Genomic DNA, 17,373 nt, shown 5'->3' with positions numbered 1-17,373 from the left:
GCGGCGGCGGACAGATATATCTTACACATCAATGGGAAAATCGGTACTATTGAAGAACGAGATGATGGTGGACCCACGCTTTTTCGCTGGGATCGTGGGCCGTGGTCGTTCGAGTGGGTCAAGTTCGTTCGAGGGTATTTTCTGGGCAAGGGGGCATCGTGCCGTTACTGATTGATTTCAAAGAAGGCGACCGTCTAATCATCAACGGCGCGGTAATCGAAAACAACGGGGCCCACACCCGCATCCTGGTGCACAATCAGGCCGCCATCTTGCGCGGCAAGGAGGTCCTGTCCGAAGAGGAAAGCCGGACCCCCGCCTCGCGGGCCTATTTCGCCCTGCAATGCGCGTATATTTTTCCCGATAGGCAGGAAGAGTACTTGCAGGCGTTCGACGGTTATCTAAACGACTACGTCGCCGCTTGCCCCAGCGCCCTGCCGATTTCCGAGGAGATTCGCGAAAGGCTCGCCGGCGATCAAATTTACAAGGCGATGAAAAGTGCTCAGAAATTGATTTTTCACGAGAACGGCGTCTTGAAATCCCTTGAAGGGGATCTGGAAAACTTGCAGCGGGAAGGCGAGGGCGTCGCCGACGCGTCGAGCGATCCCTCCTGACGATCTCTTAGAAAATCGGAAATCCGAAATCGGGAAACGAGAGGGGCCGGGAAACGGGGCGCGGGTTCTCGCGCCATGCTCTTCGGACGCTCCCCGGGCGAAAGGCATCCGGCCCTAGATGAAACGTACCCGGTTCGTGAATGGCCCGTCTCAGATGTCCTCATCGAAAGAAAGCGGCGCCGCGAGCGGCGGCGTTTTTGCTTTTGCCGTAGGTTTTGGCGCGTCGTCGCCTCCGGTGGATTGTCCGTTGGGAAGGGGCTCGTTCCGCTCCTCTTGGGCCTGGGCCTCCTGGGGTTGAGGTTCTTTGGGGGCCGGGTTGTTGCGAATCGAATCGAGAAGTCCGCTGGCGATGTTGCGGTTGATCTCGACCAAAACCATGACTTTTTCCGGGTGCGGAGAGGAAATAGTCTCGACCGTATGTTTATCGACGAAGTTGCACAATGAAAGCATGTTCTGGCGAATTTCGACGGGGACGGCGCCGTCGTCTTCCAAGCTGAGTTCGGTTTGGAATATGGTCCACAATCGCCAATTTAAGCGCAACGTCTCGCGGACGAGGTCCCTGGCGGCCTTATCGTCCACCGTCTGCTTATCGGCGGCGTCGGACATGCGCCGGGCGGCCTCGATCAGGGCCCAGGCCTCGGTATAACGGGGATTCCCGCTATTGGGCACGTTGCCGTAACCGGAACCGGGATAACCTGAAGTTTTTTTAGGCGAGTTCATGGCGTTGCTACTCTGTCCTCATCACGGTTGCCACCACGCGCCCCACGGACGGACGAAAGCCGACAATCCCGAAGGTTATATACTACCCCCGCCTATCGGTGGGGGCAACATTCGCGCATATGGAAGGTATATGGGTGGTGCGTAAATGAAAAAAACATTCTCGACGTCTTTTTTTCAACCGAGCGGCTTTTTATCGAGCATGGAGTGTGAAACGAAAAAAAAGCGGGCGACGACGATACCGCCCGCCCGGCTATGGTTACATGTATTTACTCAGGCTGAGCTGACGAATACGCGCCAGAGTCTGGTATGACGCCTCCAATGCGCGCTGATCGTCGAGGACCTGGGTTAGGGTTTTCAGCGGGTCGGAGTTTTCCGTCTTGGCGATCTGAGCCTCCAGAAAACCGGAAAACTTTGTGTGCCCGTCGGTCGCCTGTTTGAGCAAGACCTGGGCGTAGCCGACCTGAATTTTGCGGTCGTTGACGTTGCCCGCCAGTTCTGCGCCGTAGGGCGACGCGCCTGCTCCGGATCCGTCGATCGCGTCGCTTAGAAGGTACATGGCGTCGTTGCCCCGTTTCAAATTTTGATCCAGCCCGCCTTCGGTGCCTAATTTTCCCTGGGCGATGAGCGCTAGCGCCCGAATGCCCTTCTCGAAGGCGGGGCTGATCGCGGTGACGTCCAGCTTGAAATCGCGCTTGTCATCGACGCGATGGGTCAGCGTTAGGTTATCGCCGCTGTAATAATGGACCGAGGAAACGGCGCCGTCGGCGTTGGGGACCGACGCGGTGGAGGCGCCGGGGGTGACCTCGGTGACCAAGGTATCCTCGCGCACGCCGATGGACGAGCCGTCGGCGGCCACCGAGGTGACGGTGAAGGTGTTGTTGTTTGCGGCGTTGGTGGCCCCGGCGATGGTGATGCGCATGCCGGGCGTGACGTTTGAGAAGGTGCCCGCCCCCGCGGCGATGGTGTCGTCGGCGCCGACGACGTGGGTGATCGTCATCGATCCCGTATAGGCCAGGGTGGGGGTAGCGGCGGTGCCCTCGTCCACCATTTTTTTGGGCACGATGGTCACCGTCGTTCCCGCAGTATTGCCGGCCACGGTGTAGGTGCCGTTGTTCTGTGCCGTTCCGGACACGGTGAAGGTCGATCCCACGGCGAGCGAGGACAGCGATCCCGCGGCGGCGGCGGTGATCGAATCGCCGGCGCGATTGAAGGTCAGGTCCGTGAACTTACTGCTGTCCAAGGTGGTGCCGTCGGGCAGGGTGACCACCGCCGGAACGACATTGTTTTCATTGGTCAGCATTCGGGTTTCGACCTGGATCGTAGTGCCCCCGCCGGTGATCGCCTTGATGGTGTAGGCGCCGTTGTTGTTGGCGGTGCCGGTCACGTCGATGGTGGAACCGACCTTGAGGTTGGCGAACTGAGCCGTCGTCGCGGTGATCGAACTGACCCCCGCCGTGGCGGCGTTGCCGTCGTCGTCCTGCTTGAAGGTGAGCCAGTTGGCTTGGTTGTTGGCGTCCCGGTTTAGGCTGAAATTGGCGATGTCGGCGTCGCGGGTGGTCGGATAGGTCACCGCCGCGCCGTCATATTTGGCCTGAAAGTCGGTCAGGCTGCCGCTGCCCAGATCGACGGGCTTGGTGTTGGCGCGCGCGCCCGAGAAGACGTACTCGCCACCGACCGAAGTGTTCAGGTAGGCCTGAATCGACAGCAAGGAACGATAGGCCGAATCCTGAATATTTTTAATATCCTGTTGTGATTTTCCAGTCTGGGCGTTGAAGGTGCCGAGGAGCTTTTTGAAGTCACGGAAGGTGCTATCGATCCCGTCCATTGCCGAGGAGGTAACGTCGAGGCGCGTGTTCATGATGTCGTTGTTTTTCATGTACCCGGCGATCGCATCGTTTTTGTTCTTTAGGCTGAGCAGGTATTTCGAACTGCCGGATATACCCTTGAAATCGGGAGACAGTTTTTGCGACGTCATCTGGTACTGCAGGTCCTGCAGGCGCGTCTGGGTTTTATATAGGTAGCTCAGCAACTGCGTGTTGGAGGCGCGCGTGGAAATGCGGTTTACCATGAGGTTTTCTCCATCTCGGCCCTCTACTTAACGATCTGATCGAGGACGTCGAACATCTTCTGGATCACCGACACCACCCGGGCGCTGGCGGAATATCCTTGCTGAAAAACCATCAAATTGGACATTTCCTCGTCCAAGTTGACGCCGCGAAAGGTGTCGGACTTATTCTTCAGGCTGTCGCTCAAATCCTTCTGATAAGTATGCTTACTATCGTTGACCGCCGCAAGGTTGGCGTTAAACGCGACAATTTGCGCGGCTTGATTGGCGAACGTCCCGTTGGTCGCGGTGAGCCCGCCGGCGGCGTTAAACGCGGTGGGCGTGGCGAACATCTGGGCCATAGAGGTGATCGATGTCGCGTCGGCCGAGCTTTGAAAATATTCTCCGGCGGCGCCGAGCGAGGCGTCCCACTGCATGGTTCCGCGCGTAACCTTGCCGGGGGTTTGCACGATGTCGGAGCGCACCTCAAGTTGCTGACCGACACGCACGTCGGCGGAATGCATGGAGACGTCGTTCAAGAACGTATCGCCGCCGGCGACATTCTGAGTGATCGCCAAGTTCAGACCGTTGTTGTGGGCGATGCGTAGGCGGAAGCCCGAACCGTCGGGCACCGCCGTCGCCGTCACGCCGATATTGGCGAGGTTGATGTTGCTGGCGATGGTCGAAATGCTGTCTCCGGCGGCGACCGCCACCGTGCCCAGCGGCGCGCCCGACACCGGCACCGTCGTGGTGTCGTAAAATTTCAGCGTCGCTGCCTTGGGGCTGGTGTAGCCGGGGTCCATCACATTGGTTTCCCAAACGTTATCGGACAATTTATCGACATAGTAATCGTTCAGTCCGAAGAAATTGGAAAATCCGCTGACCGTCTGATCGACACCGCCGTCGGCGTTGGCGTCGAACTTGATGGTGGCGTCCGCCGCCGTGCTGCCGGGTGGCGAGGGTACGGTGCCCGCGGAATTGACCTCGTCGCGAAAACCCAAGGCATATGTCGTCGAATTCAGATTGATGTTCAGTTTTCCGGTGTTGGCGTCAACCGCCGCCGTGGCTCCCGCCGCCCCGTTGGCGCGCAGCCAGTCTTGTACCGTCGCGGCGACGGAATTGACCGTCCATGCCCCGTTCAGGGGCTGCGATGCGCCGCCGTAGGACGCCGAGTTCATGATCGCCTGCAGGGTCGTCGTGTTATGTTGATTGCCGCTATTATCGAACAGGGTGATGCGTACGTCGCTGTTGTTGCCCAGTTGAATCGTTTGCGTCGCCGGGTCGATGAAGGCGCGGGTGCCGTTCATCTCGGTCATGCCGGGGAACGGGGCGCCCCGGTTATGGATTTGGTTGACGCTGTCGCGTAGTTGGGCGGCCACGGCGTCGATTTGGCTTTGCAGGTTGGGCAGGGTCGAATCGCGCAGCGTGATCAGCCCCTTGAGGCGGCCGTCGCGAATCTCATTGGTGATATCGTTGGCGGCGACCTTGGTGCCGACGTAAATCGGGTTAAAATCGCCCTCGGCGTGGGTCGTCGTCGGTGCGACGTTGCTGGCGGCGATGTGTTCGACCGTCGCCGAGCTGTTATCGACCAGGGTGCGCCCGCCCTTGGTGAAGACCACGACATCGCCGCCGCCGCGGTAGAAATAGGAAATATCGACCAGCTTCGAAAGCTGATCGAGCTTGGCGTCGCGCTGATCGCGCAAATCCGTAACATCGCTCTTGATCGCCGAATTGCGGATGATCTTGTTGTTCAGATCGACCAACTGGCTGGAGATCGAGTTGATCTGATTGACCGCATCGCCGATTTCCTGGTCGGCCTGAAGACGGAGCTCCTGGACGGTGTCGCTCATTTGCTTGAGCTTGGAGGCGGCTTCCTCGCTCTGGCGGACGAACTCGCTTTGCTGCAAACTTTGATCGGGCGCTTGAGCCAATGACTCGGTGGCCTTGCCCAAATCGGTCATGATCTGGGCGATCGAGGTGTTGTCGCCGGGTGCGCCGAACATGTCCTGCATGCGCGCGAAATAGCTCTTCTGGGCGTCGTAATTGTTAAACGTGCTCTGCTCCAGGCGCATGCTTTTAAGCAGGCCTTCATCGACCGCGCGGGAAACATCGGACAACTGCACCCCGGCGCCGACGCCGGAGACCACGCGCTGTTCGAGATTGACGATCTTGCGCGAATAATTTTCCGTGTTGACGTTGGCGACGTTGTTGGCGACCGCATCCAAGGCGCTCTGGTGGGTCAGCAATCCACTTTGCGCCGTTCTCAGGGCGAGAGTCAGACTTCCCGACATCGCAAATTCCTTTCTGGTGCGTATCGTGTGGAGATCATGGAACAATTGTCCCGAGGTCTTATTTTTATAATATTTTTCATGACGTTAACGCACTTTATAACGTTAAAGAGTCTCGTCGAGGGTGAGCGCCGGATTGTCCGCGGGCGGCGCCTTGGCGCCACCGCCGACCTGCCCGTTGGCGCCGTAAGCGCCGGTCCCCGGTTTGGCGTTCTGCACCGCATCTGCGACCGAATCCATGAACTGGCGACTGACTTGGAGCGAGATCTTGAGCAGATAGGCGTTTTCCTCGATCAGCGCTTCGACCCGCCGGCCGGTGTCGCGCAGCGCCTGAATGTCGTCGGGATCGATGTCCTCGATCCCTTTTTCATCGGCATCCATCCCCAGAACGCGGGTCTCGTAAGCCCGGCTTAAGCTGGTCTTGCGTTCGAGCAAGGATTTGACGACGTCGAGCTTGTTGCGTTGAAGTGCGATGTTTTCCTGTTCCAGCAAATCGGCGAGATGGCGGGTGATGAACAAGAGGTCCTCCAACCGGTTTTGCGCATCCATGATTATTTGCCCTCCTGCGTGGTTTCGTGTCCGGTTTTTTGTCCGGCTTCCTGAGCCTTCAGCATTTGGCGCATCACGGCGTCGGCGATGCCGATACCGCCGGACTTCGCAATCGCCTTGCCATATTCATCGACCTGCAGCGAGCGCCACATATCTTCGCCGGGCCCTCCGCCAAAGGGACCGTCCGTCTTCAGGTTGGCGAACATCGGGCGGAGCATCTGGCCGATGAAGACGGCCTCGAAATCCTCGGCCTTTTGGCGCATCAGGTGGATATCGGCGTTCTTGGGAATTTTGGGCAGTCCCTTGGCCTGTCCCGCGCTCAGGGCGTTTTGCGCCATGGTGTCGAAAAGAACGTTGCCCATCACATCACCTCGATTTTGGCTTGCAGCGCGCCGGCCGCCTTGACCGCCTGCAAGATGGTGATCAGGTCGCGCGGACCGATGCCCAAGGCGTTGAGCCCGTTGACCAGATCCTGCAAGGTGACGCCATTGGGCAACACCGCCATCTTCTTGTCCTTGCCTTGGCTTACGGCGATGGTGGTGCGCGGTACGGTGGTGGTGGTTCCCGCCTGGGCGAAGGGGCCGGGCTGGGAAACCTGGGGGGTCTCGGTGATGCGCACCGTGAGGTTGCCTTGGGCGATGGCGACGGTGGACAGGCGGACGTTCTCGCCCATCACGATGGTGCCGGTTTGCTCGTCGATCACGACCCGGGCCTGTTGGTCGGGTTGAATGCGCAGCTGTTCGATATCGGTCAACAGGCCGACGACGTTCTTGGCGTAGGCCTTGGGAACGTCGATATCGACGGTGCTGGGATCCGTGGGATGGGCGGCGGCGGTGCCGAGGAAGGCGTTGATCGCCTGGGAGATCCGCCGCGACGTGGTGAAATCCGGATTACGCAAGTTCAATTTGACTTGCTTTAGGGAGTTGAGCTTAAAGCCGACCTCCCGTTCGATGATCGCCCCGCTGGCGATCCGTCCACTCGTCGGGACCCCTTTGGTGACGGTTTGTCCGGCCCCGGCGGCGGCAAACCCGCCAACCGCGAGTTGGCCCTGGGCGACGGCGTAAACCGCGCCGTCGGCGCCCAGCAGCGGGGTGACCAGTAAGGTGCCGCCCAGCAAACTTTTGGAATCGCCAAGCGCGCTTACCGTGACGTCGATCCGCGCGCCGCGCCGGGAAAAGGGGGGCATCGTCGCCGTCACCATCACGGCGGCGACATTCTTGGAATCCAGACCCGCCGCCGTCGGTTTGACGCCGAGGCGGTTCAGCATCGATTGCAGGCTCTGTTTGGTGAATTGACCGTCTTTCAGGGAATCTCCCGTGCCGTCTAGACCGACGACCAGGCCATAGCCGACCAGCATATTGTCGCGCACGCTTTCAAATTGAACGATATCCTTGATCCGTGAAGATGCCTCGGCAAAAGGCGCGCCCAGCATCGAAGCCATGCAAAACGTCGCGACGACGCCTCCGATAAACCTTTTGAAGCGCCTAAAATCAAAATGCGTGCGTGGTGTAAACATGGTCTTTTTTTCCCGTTTTTCATCTTGCGCCCGACTGCGGGCTAAGATCTGACCCCGTCTCACGCGGGCGGTCTTAAATCTTAATTTTACGATGCGAATTTCATGCCAAGATGTTTTTTGCTTAACGGTATATAAAACAACGTATTTTTCGACATCTTTCGAAATTTCTCGGGGCGTCGTCGGCCCAGGGTTGCCGCCGTGGGCAAAAAATGCCGGGTGCGCGCGCCGCGCCGGAGGGGGCGGGGACGACGCTAGCGCTTCAAGTCCCGCGCCACCGTCAGCATTTCATCGGTGGTTTTGAAAACCGTCGAGGAGGCATTATACGCCGTTTGGGTCAGCATCATGCGGGTAAATTGCTGCCCCATATCCACGTTGGACAATTCGCGGGCGTTCGGTGTGAACGTCGCATAGCCATCGGCGTTGGCCGTTGTCGTCACGACGGGTCCGGAATCGGGTGTTTCGACGAAAACGTTGCCGTTCTTGCGCTCAAGGGCGTTGGGGTTGGAGAAGACGCCGAGGGCCAATTTGTATACGGGGCGATGCGTGCTGTCGTCGAAAGTACCGACGAGTTGGCCGTTCTCGTCGAAGGTGTAGTTTTTCATGTTGGCGCTGCCATAACCATCCTTGGTGTAACTAAGAGGGACGAATTGGCCGAAATATTGCGTCACCTTGCTGATGTCGAGAGACACGTTCGCCGTGCCGCCGCCGTTGAACGACAGCGCCAGGGCGATTGCTTTGGGCGTGTTGACGGTGCCGTCGCTGTTGAAAGTAATGGCGGTCGGCGTCGAGGTTTGGGTGGTCGGCACGTTGGCCGTGGTGGTGGCGCTGGCGGCGGTGTTGTCGGCGAAGCCCCCGCCGTTGGCGGCGCTGGCGGTCGAGGTGAAAGATTGCCCTGCGCTTTTCGCCGTCAAGGTGATTTGCCCCGTTCCCCCGGCGGCGGCGGTGACGGTGGTGCTCAAGGTGGGATCGGCGTTGATCTTGGCGACCAGGGCGTCGCGAATGACGTCCAGCGACGCCTCGCCGCCGGTGGTGGTGTAGGTCACCGAACTGCCGTTGACGGTGGTGGTGTAGGTATCGCCGGCGTCGCCGGGGGTGCCCGCCATGGTGACGGTGTCGATTTGGGCGGTCGGGGTTTGCGAGGTGGTCGAGGTGACCTGCCACTGATTGGCGGCGGTTTTGGTGAAATTCAACTGGTTCGATTGCAAGGCGCCGGCGGAATCGTATACCGACATGTCGTAGACGTGGCTGTCGCCGACGGCGTCGCCGGCCGGAATGTTCAGTCCCAGATAGGCGTTTGTCGTGGCCTGAAATTGATTGAGGAAGGCGAACTGATCGACACGCAGTCCCGTTGGTTTCGCGGTGGTGGCGTAGGTTCCGGCTTGGTTCGCCCAACCCATGACGAAATAACCGTTTTTATCGGTCAGGTAACCATCCTTGGTGGTCAACGGAGTGCCGCCGGGGCCGGTCACGGTGATGTCGTTGACGGCGCGCGCCTCCAACGAACCGTCACGGCCATAGAGTGTTTGACCGGAGCCGTCCGCCTTGGTGTTGAGAACGAGAAACCCGCGCCCGGAAATGGCGACATCCGTGGCTTCCGCGCTGGCGGTAACGGTGCCTTGCTTGGAGATCAGCTGGACGTCCTTGGGGTGGACGCCGCCGATGTCGGACTGTTCTTGTATGGTGCGTCCGAGAACGGTTTGAAAGCGGGTGTCCGTTTCCTTGTAGCCGCCGGTATTCACGTTGGCGATGTTCTGTCCAATCGTGTTCAAGGCGTAGGTTTGGCTCATCATCCCTAAGGTGCTGATCGAAAAGGCGCCGTATACGGCCATTGGTCCAAGCTCCTGTCGTAACGCCGATTTTTCGGCATGGCTATCCACGGCGAACTCAGCAAAAAGAATGCCAATTAGGGGGTAGTTCGTAACATATTGAATAATATGTATTTTTAATGCGCCGCAGTCAGGATAGGCTCCTCTGAGGGAGGTAAAGTTGGTTGTGTCATGCAAATTTTGCCGAGTAGGGCGGCTCCGACGTTTCGCTCCCGCGAACCATCGGGCCGACCGCTATCTATCTTCTTGTTGCAGTTTGATTTCTTCACGCATTTGTGTCCAATTGCATCGGACTCAAATGTTAAACTCAAACCACTAGGGTCAGGAGAGGAGAGGAAATACAAAAGCTTGCCGTGGATCGGCGCGCAGCGTGACGAGAGTGTTTTCCTCGGGCGCGAAAACGCTATCGACACGTGCTTGGACGATCGGCGCGTCTCCCTCGATGTTCTCTAACGTCAGATGCAAATGGGCGGACCGCCCGAGGAGGCGCGCCGAAAGAACGCGCGCACGCGCGGCTCCCGTGGCGGCATGCCCCGGGGGGGATTTATGATCGAAGACGGAGATCCCCTCGGGACGAATCAGCACCTGGGCGGGACTTCCGTTTTCCAATGTTCCCGCGGCGACGTCGCCCAGGGGCGTCGCGACGACGCCGTTTCGAACGGCGGCGGTGAACGCGTTCATGGGTCCGAACAGGGCGGCGACGAAAGGGGCGTTCGGCTGAAGGTAAATTTGCGCCGGGGTTCCGTCTTGGATGATCCGACCGTCGTTCATCACGACGATATGATCGCCCATAAACATGGCTTCCTCGGGGTCGTGCGTAACCATGAGGGTGGCGACGCCGGTCGCTTTGAGTAGGTTTCGCGTTTCTTCGCGAATTTGAACGCGCCGCGTAACGTCGAGCCCCGAGAACGGCTCGTCCAACAGGAGCACCCTCGGATTCGGCGCCAATGCGCGCAGTAAGGCGACGCGTTGCTGTTGGCCGCCGGAAAGCATGTGCGGGTAGCTATTGGCGTGGGCGGCCAAGCCCGTTCTCGTCAACGCTTCGGCGATCCATTCGCGGCGTTTCTCTCGCCCTCTGGAAGACAGCCCAAAGGCGATGTTCTCAAAAATATTGAGGTGAGGGAAGAGGGCGTAATCTTGAAACATCAAGCCGACGCCGCGTTTTTCAGGAGGCATCTCATGGCCGCGATCTCCGTCGGCCACGATGCGCCCGCCGATCGCTATGCATCCGTGCTGGATCGGTTCCAGTCCGGCGGCCAGGCGCAAGAGGGTCGTTTTGCCGCAACCCGAAGGGCCGAGCAGACAGGCGACCTTGCCGCCTTCGACCGTCAGGGAAACGTCTTTCAGCACGGGGTGGCGCGCGAAGCCGTGCGCGATACGGTCCATGGACAAACCGCCGAACGGTGGGTTGGGCGTCATGACGAGAAGACTCCATCCCGTAGAGGTCGGAGCCGGACCCGGGTAATCGCCAGGCTCATGACGATTACCGGAACAATTCCGGCGGCGACGATCGCCAACGCGCCGGGAGCGGCCTCGGCCAACATTTCGTCGCTGGCGTATTGGTGGACATAAGTGGCCAGGGTTTCGAAATTGAAGGGGCGCAAGATCAAGGTCATCGGAAGTTCCTTCATGCAATCGACGAACACCAGCATCGCCGCGGTGAGCGCGCTGCCTCCGATCAACGGCAGGTGAACCCGGCGGAAAGTTTGCGCCGGAGTTTTACCCAAGGTTCGCGCCGCGCCGTCCATGTTGGGCGTGATTTTTCCCAACCCGGCCTCGAACGCGCCGAAAGAAAGAGATAGGAAACGCGTCGTGTAAGCGTAGATGACGGCGAGGGCCGTGCCGCTGAATATCAATCCGGTCGAAACGCCGAAGGCGCCGCGTGCGAAACTGTCCGCCGAAGCGTCGAGCCAACCGAGGGCGACGACGGTGCCCAGGGCGAGAACGGCGCCGGGAACGCCATAGCCTAGGACGGCCAATCGCGTCAACGCGGAGCTCCAGATCGACGTGTTCAGGCGCATCCCATAGGCCATCAGCGCGCCGAGCGCGACACACGCCAACGCCGCGCCGCCCGATAGGACGAGGCTGTTTAGCGCGGCGCGTAAAAAAGCGTTCCAGGCGATGGCGTCGATTTGCCCGAGGGCATAGCGTCCAAGCACGACGGCGGGAATGATGAAGCCCAAGATGACCGGCGTGGCGCAAAAGAGGCTGGCGCCCCAGGCCCGCCAACCGGATAGCGCGTATTCGGATGACATTTTCTTTTTTGTCGTGGCGCCGTGAAAGCGCCGCCGTCGCCGGCTGCGACGCTCCAAATACAGCAGCGTGGCGACGAACAGCAGAAGAAGACCGGCCAGTTGGGCGGCGCCCGACGGGCTGTTCATGTTCAGCCAAACATCGAAAATACCGGAGGTGAATGTCGCGACGGCGAAATAGTCTACAACACCGTAGTCGTTAAGTGTTTCCATCATCGCCAAACTGACGCCGACGACGATGGCCGGGCGCGCCAGGGGAAGCGCGACGCGGAAAAAACCGCTCCACGGGCCTCGACCCAGAGTGCGGGACGCTTCGAGGACGCAAAGCGATTGTTCGAGAAATGCGGCGCGCGCCAAAAGATAGACGTATGGATAAAGAACCAAGCTCATCGTCGCGATCGCGCCGCCCAGGGAGCGAATTTCAAAAAAAACATAGTCGGCGCGCGTCGTCCATCCGAATAGGGCGCGTAGGGTGCGCTGAACTGGACCCGAATATTCTAGAAGGTCGGTGTAGACATAGGCGACGATATACGCGGGGACCGCCATCGGCAGCAATAGGGCCCATTCGTAGATTCGTTTGAGGGGAAAAACGCACATGCTGGTTAACCAGGCCGCCGCTGTGCCGATAAGGCTCGTGCCCAAACCGACCGCAACCGTCAGGGTCAACGTGGTCCAAATATAGCGCGGCAGGACGGTGCTTGCGAGATGCGTCCAAATGCCCGCCGTTGGCGCGAGCCCCAAGGCGAGCACGGCCGCGATGGGCGTGATGGCGAGAAGGGCGGCGATACCCGTTGCGACGGCCCATGAAATGGGCCGCCGCGGAGGTTTCCAGGACGCCGCGTCGGAGGTGGAGGAAATTGGAGTCAAGACGGCATCCTTCCCACGCCCGTGCGCAAACCGTTCAATGATCGAAATCCACGAGATCCATCATTCGGGTGGCCCGATCGCGGTAGCGGACGATGTTGGTCAAGTTGGCGGTATCGGCCTTGAACCTTCCCCATGAGGCGACCAACGGATCCAAGGCGACGCCGGGTTTTAGGGGATATTCGAAATTTTGCGCCGCGTATATGCGTTGTGCCTGACTGTCACTGAGGAAAGAGATCAGGCGCAGCGCATTTTCTCTGTTTTTCGAGCTTTTGGTGAGGATCGCCGCGCTGATGTTGATATGCGCGCCTCGGCCCAGGGGGCTGTTTTCGGGCGTTCCCGCTTGAGGTTGGTTGGGGAAAACGATGTGAACGGCCTCGGCCCATTGTTTTTGCTCGGGATGTTTTTCGTTGGTGGCCATCTTGCCGAAATAGTAGCTGTTGCCGATGGCGACGTCGCATTCGCCTTCCTTGATCGCGCGAACTTGAGCGCGATCGTTGCCTTGAGGACGGCGCGCCAAATTGGCCTTAAGTCCTTTCAGCCAGCGAAGGGCTTTTTCCTCGCCGACGGCGGAAATTATCGAGGCGAGTAAGGAGACGTTGTACTCATGCTTGCCCGAGCGTGTGCACACACGTCCTTTGAAACGGGCCGTTGCGAGGTCCTCGTAAGTTCGTATTTCGCCGGGTTTGACGCGTGTCTTCGAAGCGTAAATGACGCGCGCGCGCGACGTCAGGCCGACCCAGTAGCCTTCGGGGTCACGATAGGCGGCGGGAATGTTCGCGGTGATGACGTTTTCGGGAATTGCGCGCGCCAGGCCGGCGTCCTTGATTTCTTGCGCGCGCGTGATGTCGGCGCTGAGAACGACGTCGGCGGGACTGTTGACGCCTTCGGCCTTCAAGCGCTGTACAAGCCCTTTCTTGGCGTAGGCCACGTTGACTTTAATGCCCGTTTGCGCGCTGAAAGCGTCGAGCAGGGGTTGCATCAAAAAAGGTTGACGATACGAGTACAAATTAACGATGGGCTCGTTGGCTAGGGCTAACCCCTGGAGCGTCGAGGCGCTTGCGATGAACGCGCAGCCGGCGAGAGCGCGGCGTAGGGAGCGAAGAGCGATCATGAGAAGATATCCTTTGTTATCCGGTTTCGTGTGTATTTGCGCAGACATTCCGATGAAGGTGGCGTCCGTGTGCCCGATGTTTGGCGCGTCCTTCGTTTCCGTAAGGGGGCATCCATTCGACATGCCATGAAAATAATAATTATTATTAACAACGTGAGAAGTCCAGGAGGATTTTGCCGCTAACGTGATTTTTTCCTCAATTTTTGCGCACCGCCTTTTTCCGCCGCTCTTGTGAATTCTTTAACGGGTTGACGTCACAGTGTATAATCTGGGCGCGCGTCGAGAGGGCGTGGAAGCCGAAGGAGGTCCTGTTGTCTTTTCGCTCCAATCTGCTCGCCCGCGCCGGCGCGGGCTTATTTGATATGAAGACGCCCTGCTGTTGTTGCAGCGCGGTGGCGTTCGGGTTTCGGATGGACGGCAGATGAAAATCACCAATGTCACCTCGACGAAAGGAGGCGCCCGTGCGCGGCGGAAAGCTTCGCCGTCCGGCCCTGCGTTCGCCGATCGCCTGCGCGAAACTTCGGAATCGGAAGAAAGTGCGCCGGTTCGCCAATCCGCCCAGGTTGACGGTGTCGAAAGTCTGCTGGCCGTTCAAGAGGTCGAGGACGCCCTGGAGGAAAAAACGCGCAAGGCCAAGGCGCGTAGATACGGCGACGATCTTCTCGAACGCTTGCAGAGGCTGCAGGACGATCTTTTGCGGGGGCGCATTTCCAAGGAAGACCTCGCAACCTTGGCGCAAAAAATTCGCCAGGGTCGAGTCCACGTCACCGATCCCCGCCTCAACGAAATACTCGACGAAATCGAATTGCGCGCCGAGGTCGAGGTCGCCAAATGGAGCCGATGGGGCCGAACGGGCGGCGCATAACCTCTCTTCGAATTTTAATCGCGACCGATCCAGACGGTGGCAGGCGGTCGTTTTATCCTTTTTCATAAAGGCGCCGTCCTCCCTATCGCATGGGTTTGGGCGTTTTTTTGCGACGGTTCAAAAAAGAATCGGACACGGGCCGGTATCTTCCAGGGCGTCGAGAGGGGGTGGTGGTGGACGGAACGTCGGAATTTTTCATAGCGCCGAGGTCAAGCGCCAACACGGATTTTCACACTCCTCTTTATGCGCGTGGCGCTCGAAAGAGATTCACCCCTTGCGGGGAAATTGGGGTTCACTTATATTCCGCCCAAATTTTCCGGCCCTGAATTTTCCGACGATGCGAGGAAAGAACGAGGATGTCGATCACTTTACCGCCCGATTACAAGCCGTCTCAAGACGAAGACTTCATGAGCGCAAAGATGCTGGAGTATTTCCGCAAAAAATTGATTGCCTGGCGCGCAGAGCTCCTCAACGAGTCCAACGAAACCATCCAGCACCTGCAACAGGGTGGAATCATCGAACCCGATATCGCCGACCGCGCCTCCGTCGAAACCGACCGGGCGTTGGAATTGCGCACACGCGACCGTGCGCGAAAATTGATTGCGAAGATCGACGAGGCGCTTGAACGGGTGGACAACGGGTCTTATGGGTATTGCATGGACACCGGCGAGCCGATCAGCATTTCCCGTCTCGAAGCGCGCCCGATCGCGACCTTGAGCATTGACGCCCAGGAACGTCATGAGCGAATGGAAAAAACCCACCGCGACGATTGACGAGGATCCCGTTCCAACGCCCATGTGGGCGTGGGATAAGCTAAAAAAAGGCCGGAGCTTTGCTCCGGCCTTGAGTTTTTCCGGCTATCGGGGATGTCCCCGAAAACACCGGAACGGGAATTTTCACGGGGCTTAGAAGGGGAACAGGATGTCCCACAATTGCATGCCCCAACGCGGTTGTTGAAGATTGCTGAGCGACCCCCGGCCGCCATAGGCGACGCGCATCTCGGCGATGCGGTCGTTGGTGATGGTGTTGTCCGATTCGATATCCTCGGGGCGCACGACGCCGCTCAGGCGCAGTTCGCGCAGTTCGGAATTGACCATCAATTCCTGACGTCCCAGGATCACCAGCGCGCCGTTGGGCAAAATTTGCGTCACCACGGCGGCGAAGGTTAGGTTGATTTTTTCGCTGCGGTCGATCTTGCCGTCGCCCGAGGTCGTATGGTTGTTGCCGGCGTTGAGCATGGCGGCGGGGTTGACCCCTTTGGGAAGAATTTGCGAAAACTTGCCTTCCAACCCCAGCAAATTGGTGACGTTGGCGCTTTCCTTGTCGTTGCGTGCGCGGGTCGTTTTGTTGGCCAGCGAGGCCTTGTCGTCCAACGACAGCTTGACGGTGAGGATGTCGCCGACTTTTTTCGCCCGATCGTCCTTGAAAAACGCCGTCGCCCCCGAACGCCACAGCGAGTTGGGGTTGTTGGGCAGGATTTCACCCTTGGGCATGGGCAAGCTAACCGGGCGATAGCCGGGCATCGCCTTGGGATTGGTGATTTGCGACAGCTTCGGCCCGTCGCCGACCTCGGAAAGACGGGTCAAGGTGTTGCATGCCTGAAGGGCGCCCAAGGCGGCGATGATGACCGTGGCCCGAACCAAAGGCGCAGCGCGGCGCGCGAGAGGGCTGGGAAAAATGCGTTTCATGGCGAAACTCCTATCTTAAAGCGATCGTCGGCGCCGGTGTGATGGTGACCGAAACGGTGCCGCTGGCGCTGACCGTGGCGTCGATTATGGTGTTGCTGTGCGTGTTGGCGACGCGGATGGCGTCGCCCAGGCTGCCCGCTTCGAGGGCGCGGCCCTTGGCCGTCAAGGTCATCGAATGCATGTGCAGGATCATGGTGACCAGACTGCCCTTGGGCACCAGAACGGGGCGGCGCACGTCGGTGCCGCGAACTGGAAGCCGGGCGCGAATGCCGCGCCGGGCGGCCATGCCGATCAGACCGCCGGCGTCGGTCAACACGTTGCGTTGCAGGCGGTTGGTTTCGACTTGAATCCAGGAAATGTCGTCTTTGCGTATGATGTCGCCCGGGCGAAGGCTGCGGTTTAAGACCGGAATATCGGCGACCCGGACCATGCGCCCGACGACGCGTACCCGAGGGGCGGAAGGATCGCCCGCGGGCGCCGAGACGAAGGCGCTGAAGCGGTTATTCATGGGATCGAAATTGAGGTCCTCGACGGCGACGCTGGGCGCGTCTTCCTGGGGAATATACAGTTTCAGGGCGCTGTTGGAAACTTCGAGCTTGAGATCGGGGTCGGCCCCGGCGCCGATTAGCGACGAAAGCAAATAATCCTCGATTTCGGAACGGGAGATGACGCGGCTCGCCCGTTCGACGATGACCCGGTCGCGCATGCTCATCGGACGCCAATGCACGCCATAGATCTGCGCCGCACGCGCCAGCCATTGAACATCGTAGATCGCCTTGCGGCCCGGATTGGGGGCATAGGCGATCACCTTGTCGGCGTTCGGGCCGGCATTGGTGAACAGATCGCCAACGCGGATGACATTGTCTTTGACGATGACGTTGTCGCGGATCAAGGCGGGCGCCGCGGGGACGGACGCAGGGCCGGACGGGGCGGTGGATGGAACGCCGACACCGGCCGTCTGCCCGAAGGCCGCGAGCGGTCCCAGGATGAAAAGCGCCGCACCCAAAATGACGGTGGAGATTTTCATCACGGTTCT

At 59.4% G+C, this 17,373-nt stretch carries 15 protein-coding genes; 3 read left to right on the top strand and 12 right to left on the bottom strand.

Going from position 1 to position 17,373, the window contains the following annotated elements; genetic code table 11:
* The first annotated feature begins 158 nt into the window (after positions 1-158).
* The gene (locus tag P3M64_RS06085; protein ID WP_132938741.1) at positions 159-611 is read left to right on the top strand and encodes a flagellar biosynthesis repressor FlbT; all 453 of its coding nucleotides are present in this window, start codon (positions 159-161) and stop codon (positions 609-611) included.
* Positions 612-761: 150 nt separating this feature from the next.
* Here the strand turns inward: P3M64_RS06085 and P3M64_RS06080 are convergent, their stop codons facing one another.
* The 10 genes from P3M64_RS06080 to P3M64_RS06035 form a co-directional block, all read right to left on the bottom strand.
* A complete protein-coding gene (locus tag P3M64_RS06080) occupies positions 762-1,331 on the bottom strand; it encodes a flagellar biosynthesis regulator FlaF (RefSeq protein WP_132938742.1) in 570 nt (189 codons plus the stop codon).
* A 256-nt stretch (positions 1,332-1,587) separates the two neighbouring features.
* Complete coding sequence (locus P3M64_RS06075; protein WP_132938743.1) at positions 1,588-3,399, bottom strand: hypothetical protein; 1,812 nt, start codon at positions 3,397-3,399, stop codon at positions 1,588-1,590.
* Positions 3,400-3,422: 23 nt separating this feature from the next.
* Positions 3,423-5,666 carry a flagellar hook-associated protein FlgK gene (gene flgK / locus P3M64_RS06070; RefSeq protein ID WP_132938744.1) on the bottom strand — a complete coding sequence of 748 codons (2,244 nt, stop codon included), beginning with the start codon at positions 5,664-5,666 and terminating at the stop codon, positions 3,423-3,425.
* Between the two features lie 102 nt (positions 5,667-5,768).
* On the bottom strand, positions 5,769-6,212 hold the full coding sequence (locus P3M64_RS06065) for a hypothetical protein (RefSeq protein WP_132938745.1): 444 nt from the start codon (positions 6,210-6,212) through the stop codon (positions 5,769-5,771).
* Between the two features lie 2 nt (positions 6,213-6,214).
* On the bottom strand, positions 6,215-6,574 hold the full coding sequence (locus P3M64_RS06060) for a rod-binding protein (protein ID WP_132938746.1): 360 nt from the start codon (positions 6,572-6,574) through the stop codon (positions 6,215-6,217).
* On the bottom strand, positions 6,574-7,653 hold the full coding sequence (locus P3M64_RS06055) for a flagellar basal body P-ring protein FlgI (RefSeq protein WP_165886293.1): 1,080 nt from the start codon (positions 7,651-7,653) through the stop codon (positions 6,574-6,576). The genes P3M64_RS06060 and P3M64_RS06055 overlap by 1 nt, the downstream gene beginning before the upstream one ends.
* A gap of 326 nt (positions 7,654-7,979) precedes the next feature.
* Positions 7,980-9,557, bottom strand: coding sequence for a flagellar hook-basal body complex protein (locus P3M64_RS06050; protein WP_132938748.1), 1,578 nt, complete (start codon positions 9,555-9,557; stop codon positions 7,980-7,982).
* Positions 9,558-9,875: 318 nt separating this feature from the next.
* Positions 9,876-10,973 carry an ABC transporter ATP-binding protein gene (locus P3M64_RS06045; RefSeq protein WP_132938749.1) on the bottom strand — a complete coding sequence of 366 codons (1,098 nt, stop codon included), beginning with the start codon at positions 10,971-10,973 and terminating at the stop codon, positions 9,876-9,878.
* Positions 10,970-12,673: an ABC transporter permease gene (locus tag P3M64_RS06040; RefSeq protein WP_132938750.1), complete on the bottom strand. Its 1,704-nt coding sequence runs from the start codon at positions 12,671-12,673 to the stop codon at positions 10,970-10,972. The genes P3M64_RS06045 and P3M64_RS06040 overlap by 4 nt, the downstream gene beginning before the upstream one ends.
* 34 nt (positions 12,674-12,707) lie before the next feature.
* Positions 12,708-13,784 carry an extracellular solute-binding protein gene (locus tag P3M64_RS06035; RefSeq protein WP_132938751.1) on the bottom strand — a complete coding sequence of 359 codons (1,077 nt, stop codon included), beginning with the start codon at positions 13,782-13,784 and terminating at the stop codon, positions 12,708-12,710.
* 421 nt (positions 13,785-14,205) lie between these two features.
* On the opposite strand from P3M64_RS06035, the gene P3M64_RS06030 reads away from it, so the two are divergent.
* Both P3M64_RS06030 and dksA read left to right on the top strand, forming a co-directional pair.
* A complete protein-coding gene (locus P3M64_RS06030) occupies positions 14,206-14,649 on the top strand; it encodes a flagellar assembly protein FliX (RefSeq protein ID WP_132938752.1) in 444 nt (147 codons plus the stop codon).
* A 356-nt stretch (positions 14,650-15,005) separates the two neighbouring features.
* Positions 15,006-15,422 (top strand): RNA polymerase-binding protein DksA, encoded by a 417-nt coding sequence (gene dksA / locus P3M64_RS06025; RefSeq protein WP_132938753.1) that lies wholly within the window; start codon positions 15,006-15,008, stop codon positions 15,420-15,422.
* 132 nt (positions 15,423-15,554) lie between these two features.
* Here the strand turns inward: dksA and flgH are convergent, their stop codons facing one another.
* Positions 15,555-16,337, bottom strand: coding sequence for a flagellar basal body L-ring protein FlgH (gene flgH, locus P3M64_RS06020; protein WP_132938754.1), 783 nt, complete (start codon positions 16,335-16,337; stop codon positions 15,555-15,557).
* 10 nt (positions 16,338-16,347) lie between these two features.
* A complete protein-coding gene (flgA, locus tag P3M64_RS06015; protein ID WP_132938755.1) occupies positions 16,348-17,364 on the bottom strand; it encodes a flagellar basal body P-ring formation chaperone FlgA in 1,017 nt (338 codons plus the stop codon).
* Positions 17,365-17,373: the final 9 nt, after the last annotated feature.

It is taken from the genome of Varunaivibrio sulfuroxidans (genome assembly GCF_029318635.1).
Classification (GTDB): domain Bacteria; phylum Pseudomonadota; class Alphaproteobacteria; order Rhodospirillales; family Magnetovibrionaceae; genus Varunaivibrio; species Varunaivibrio sulfuroxidans.
Note: the sequence above shows the minus strand (reverse complement) of the source record. Positions and strands in the feature narration are given on the sequence as shown.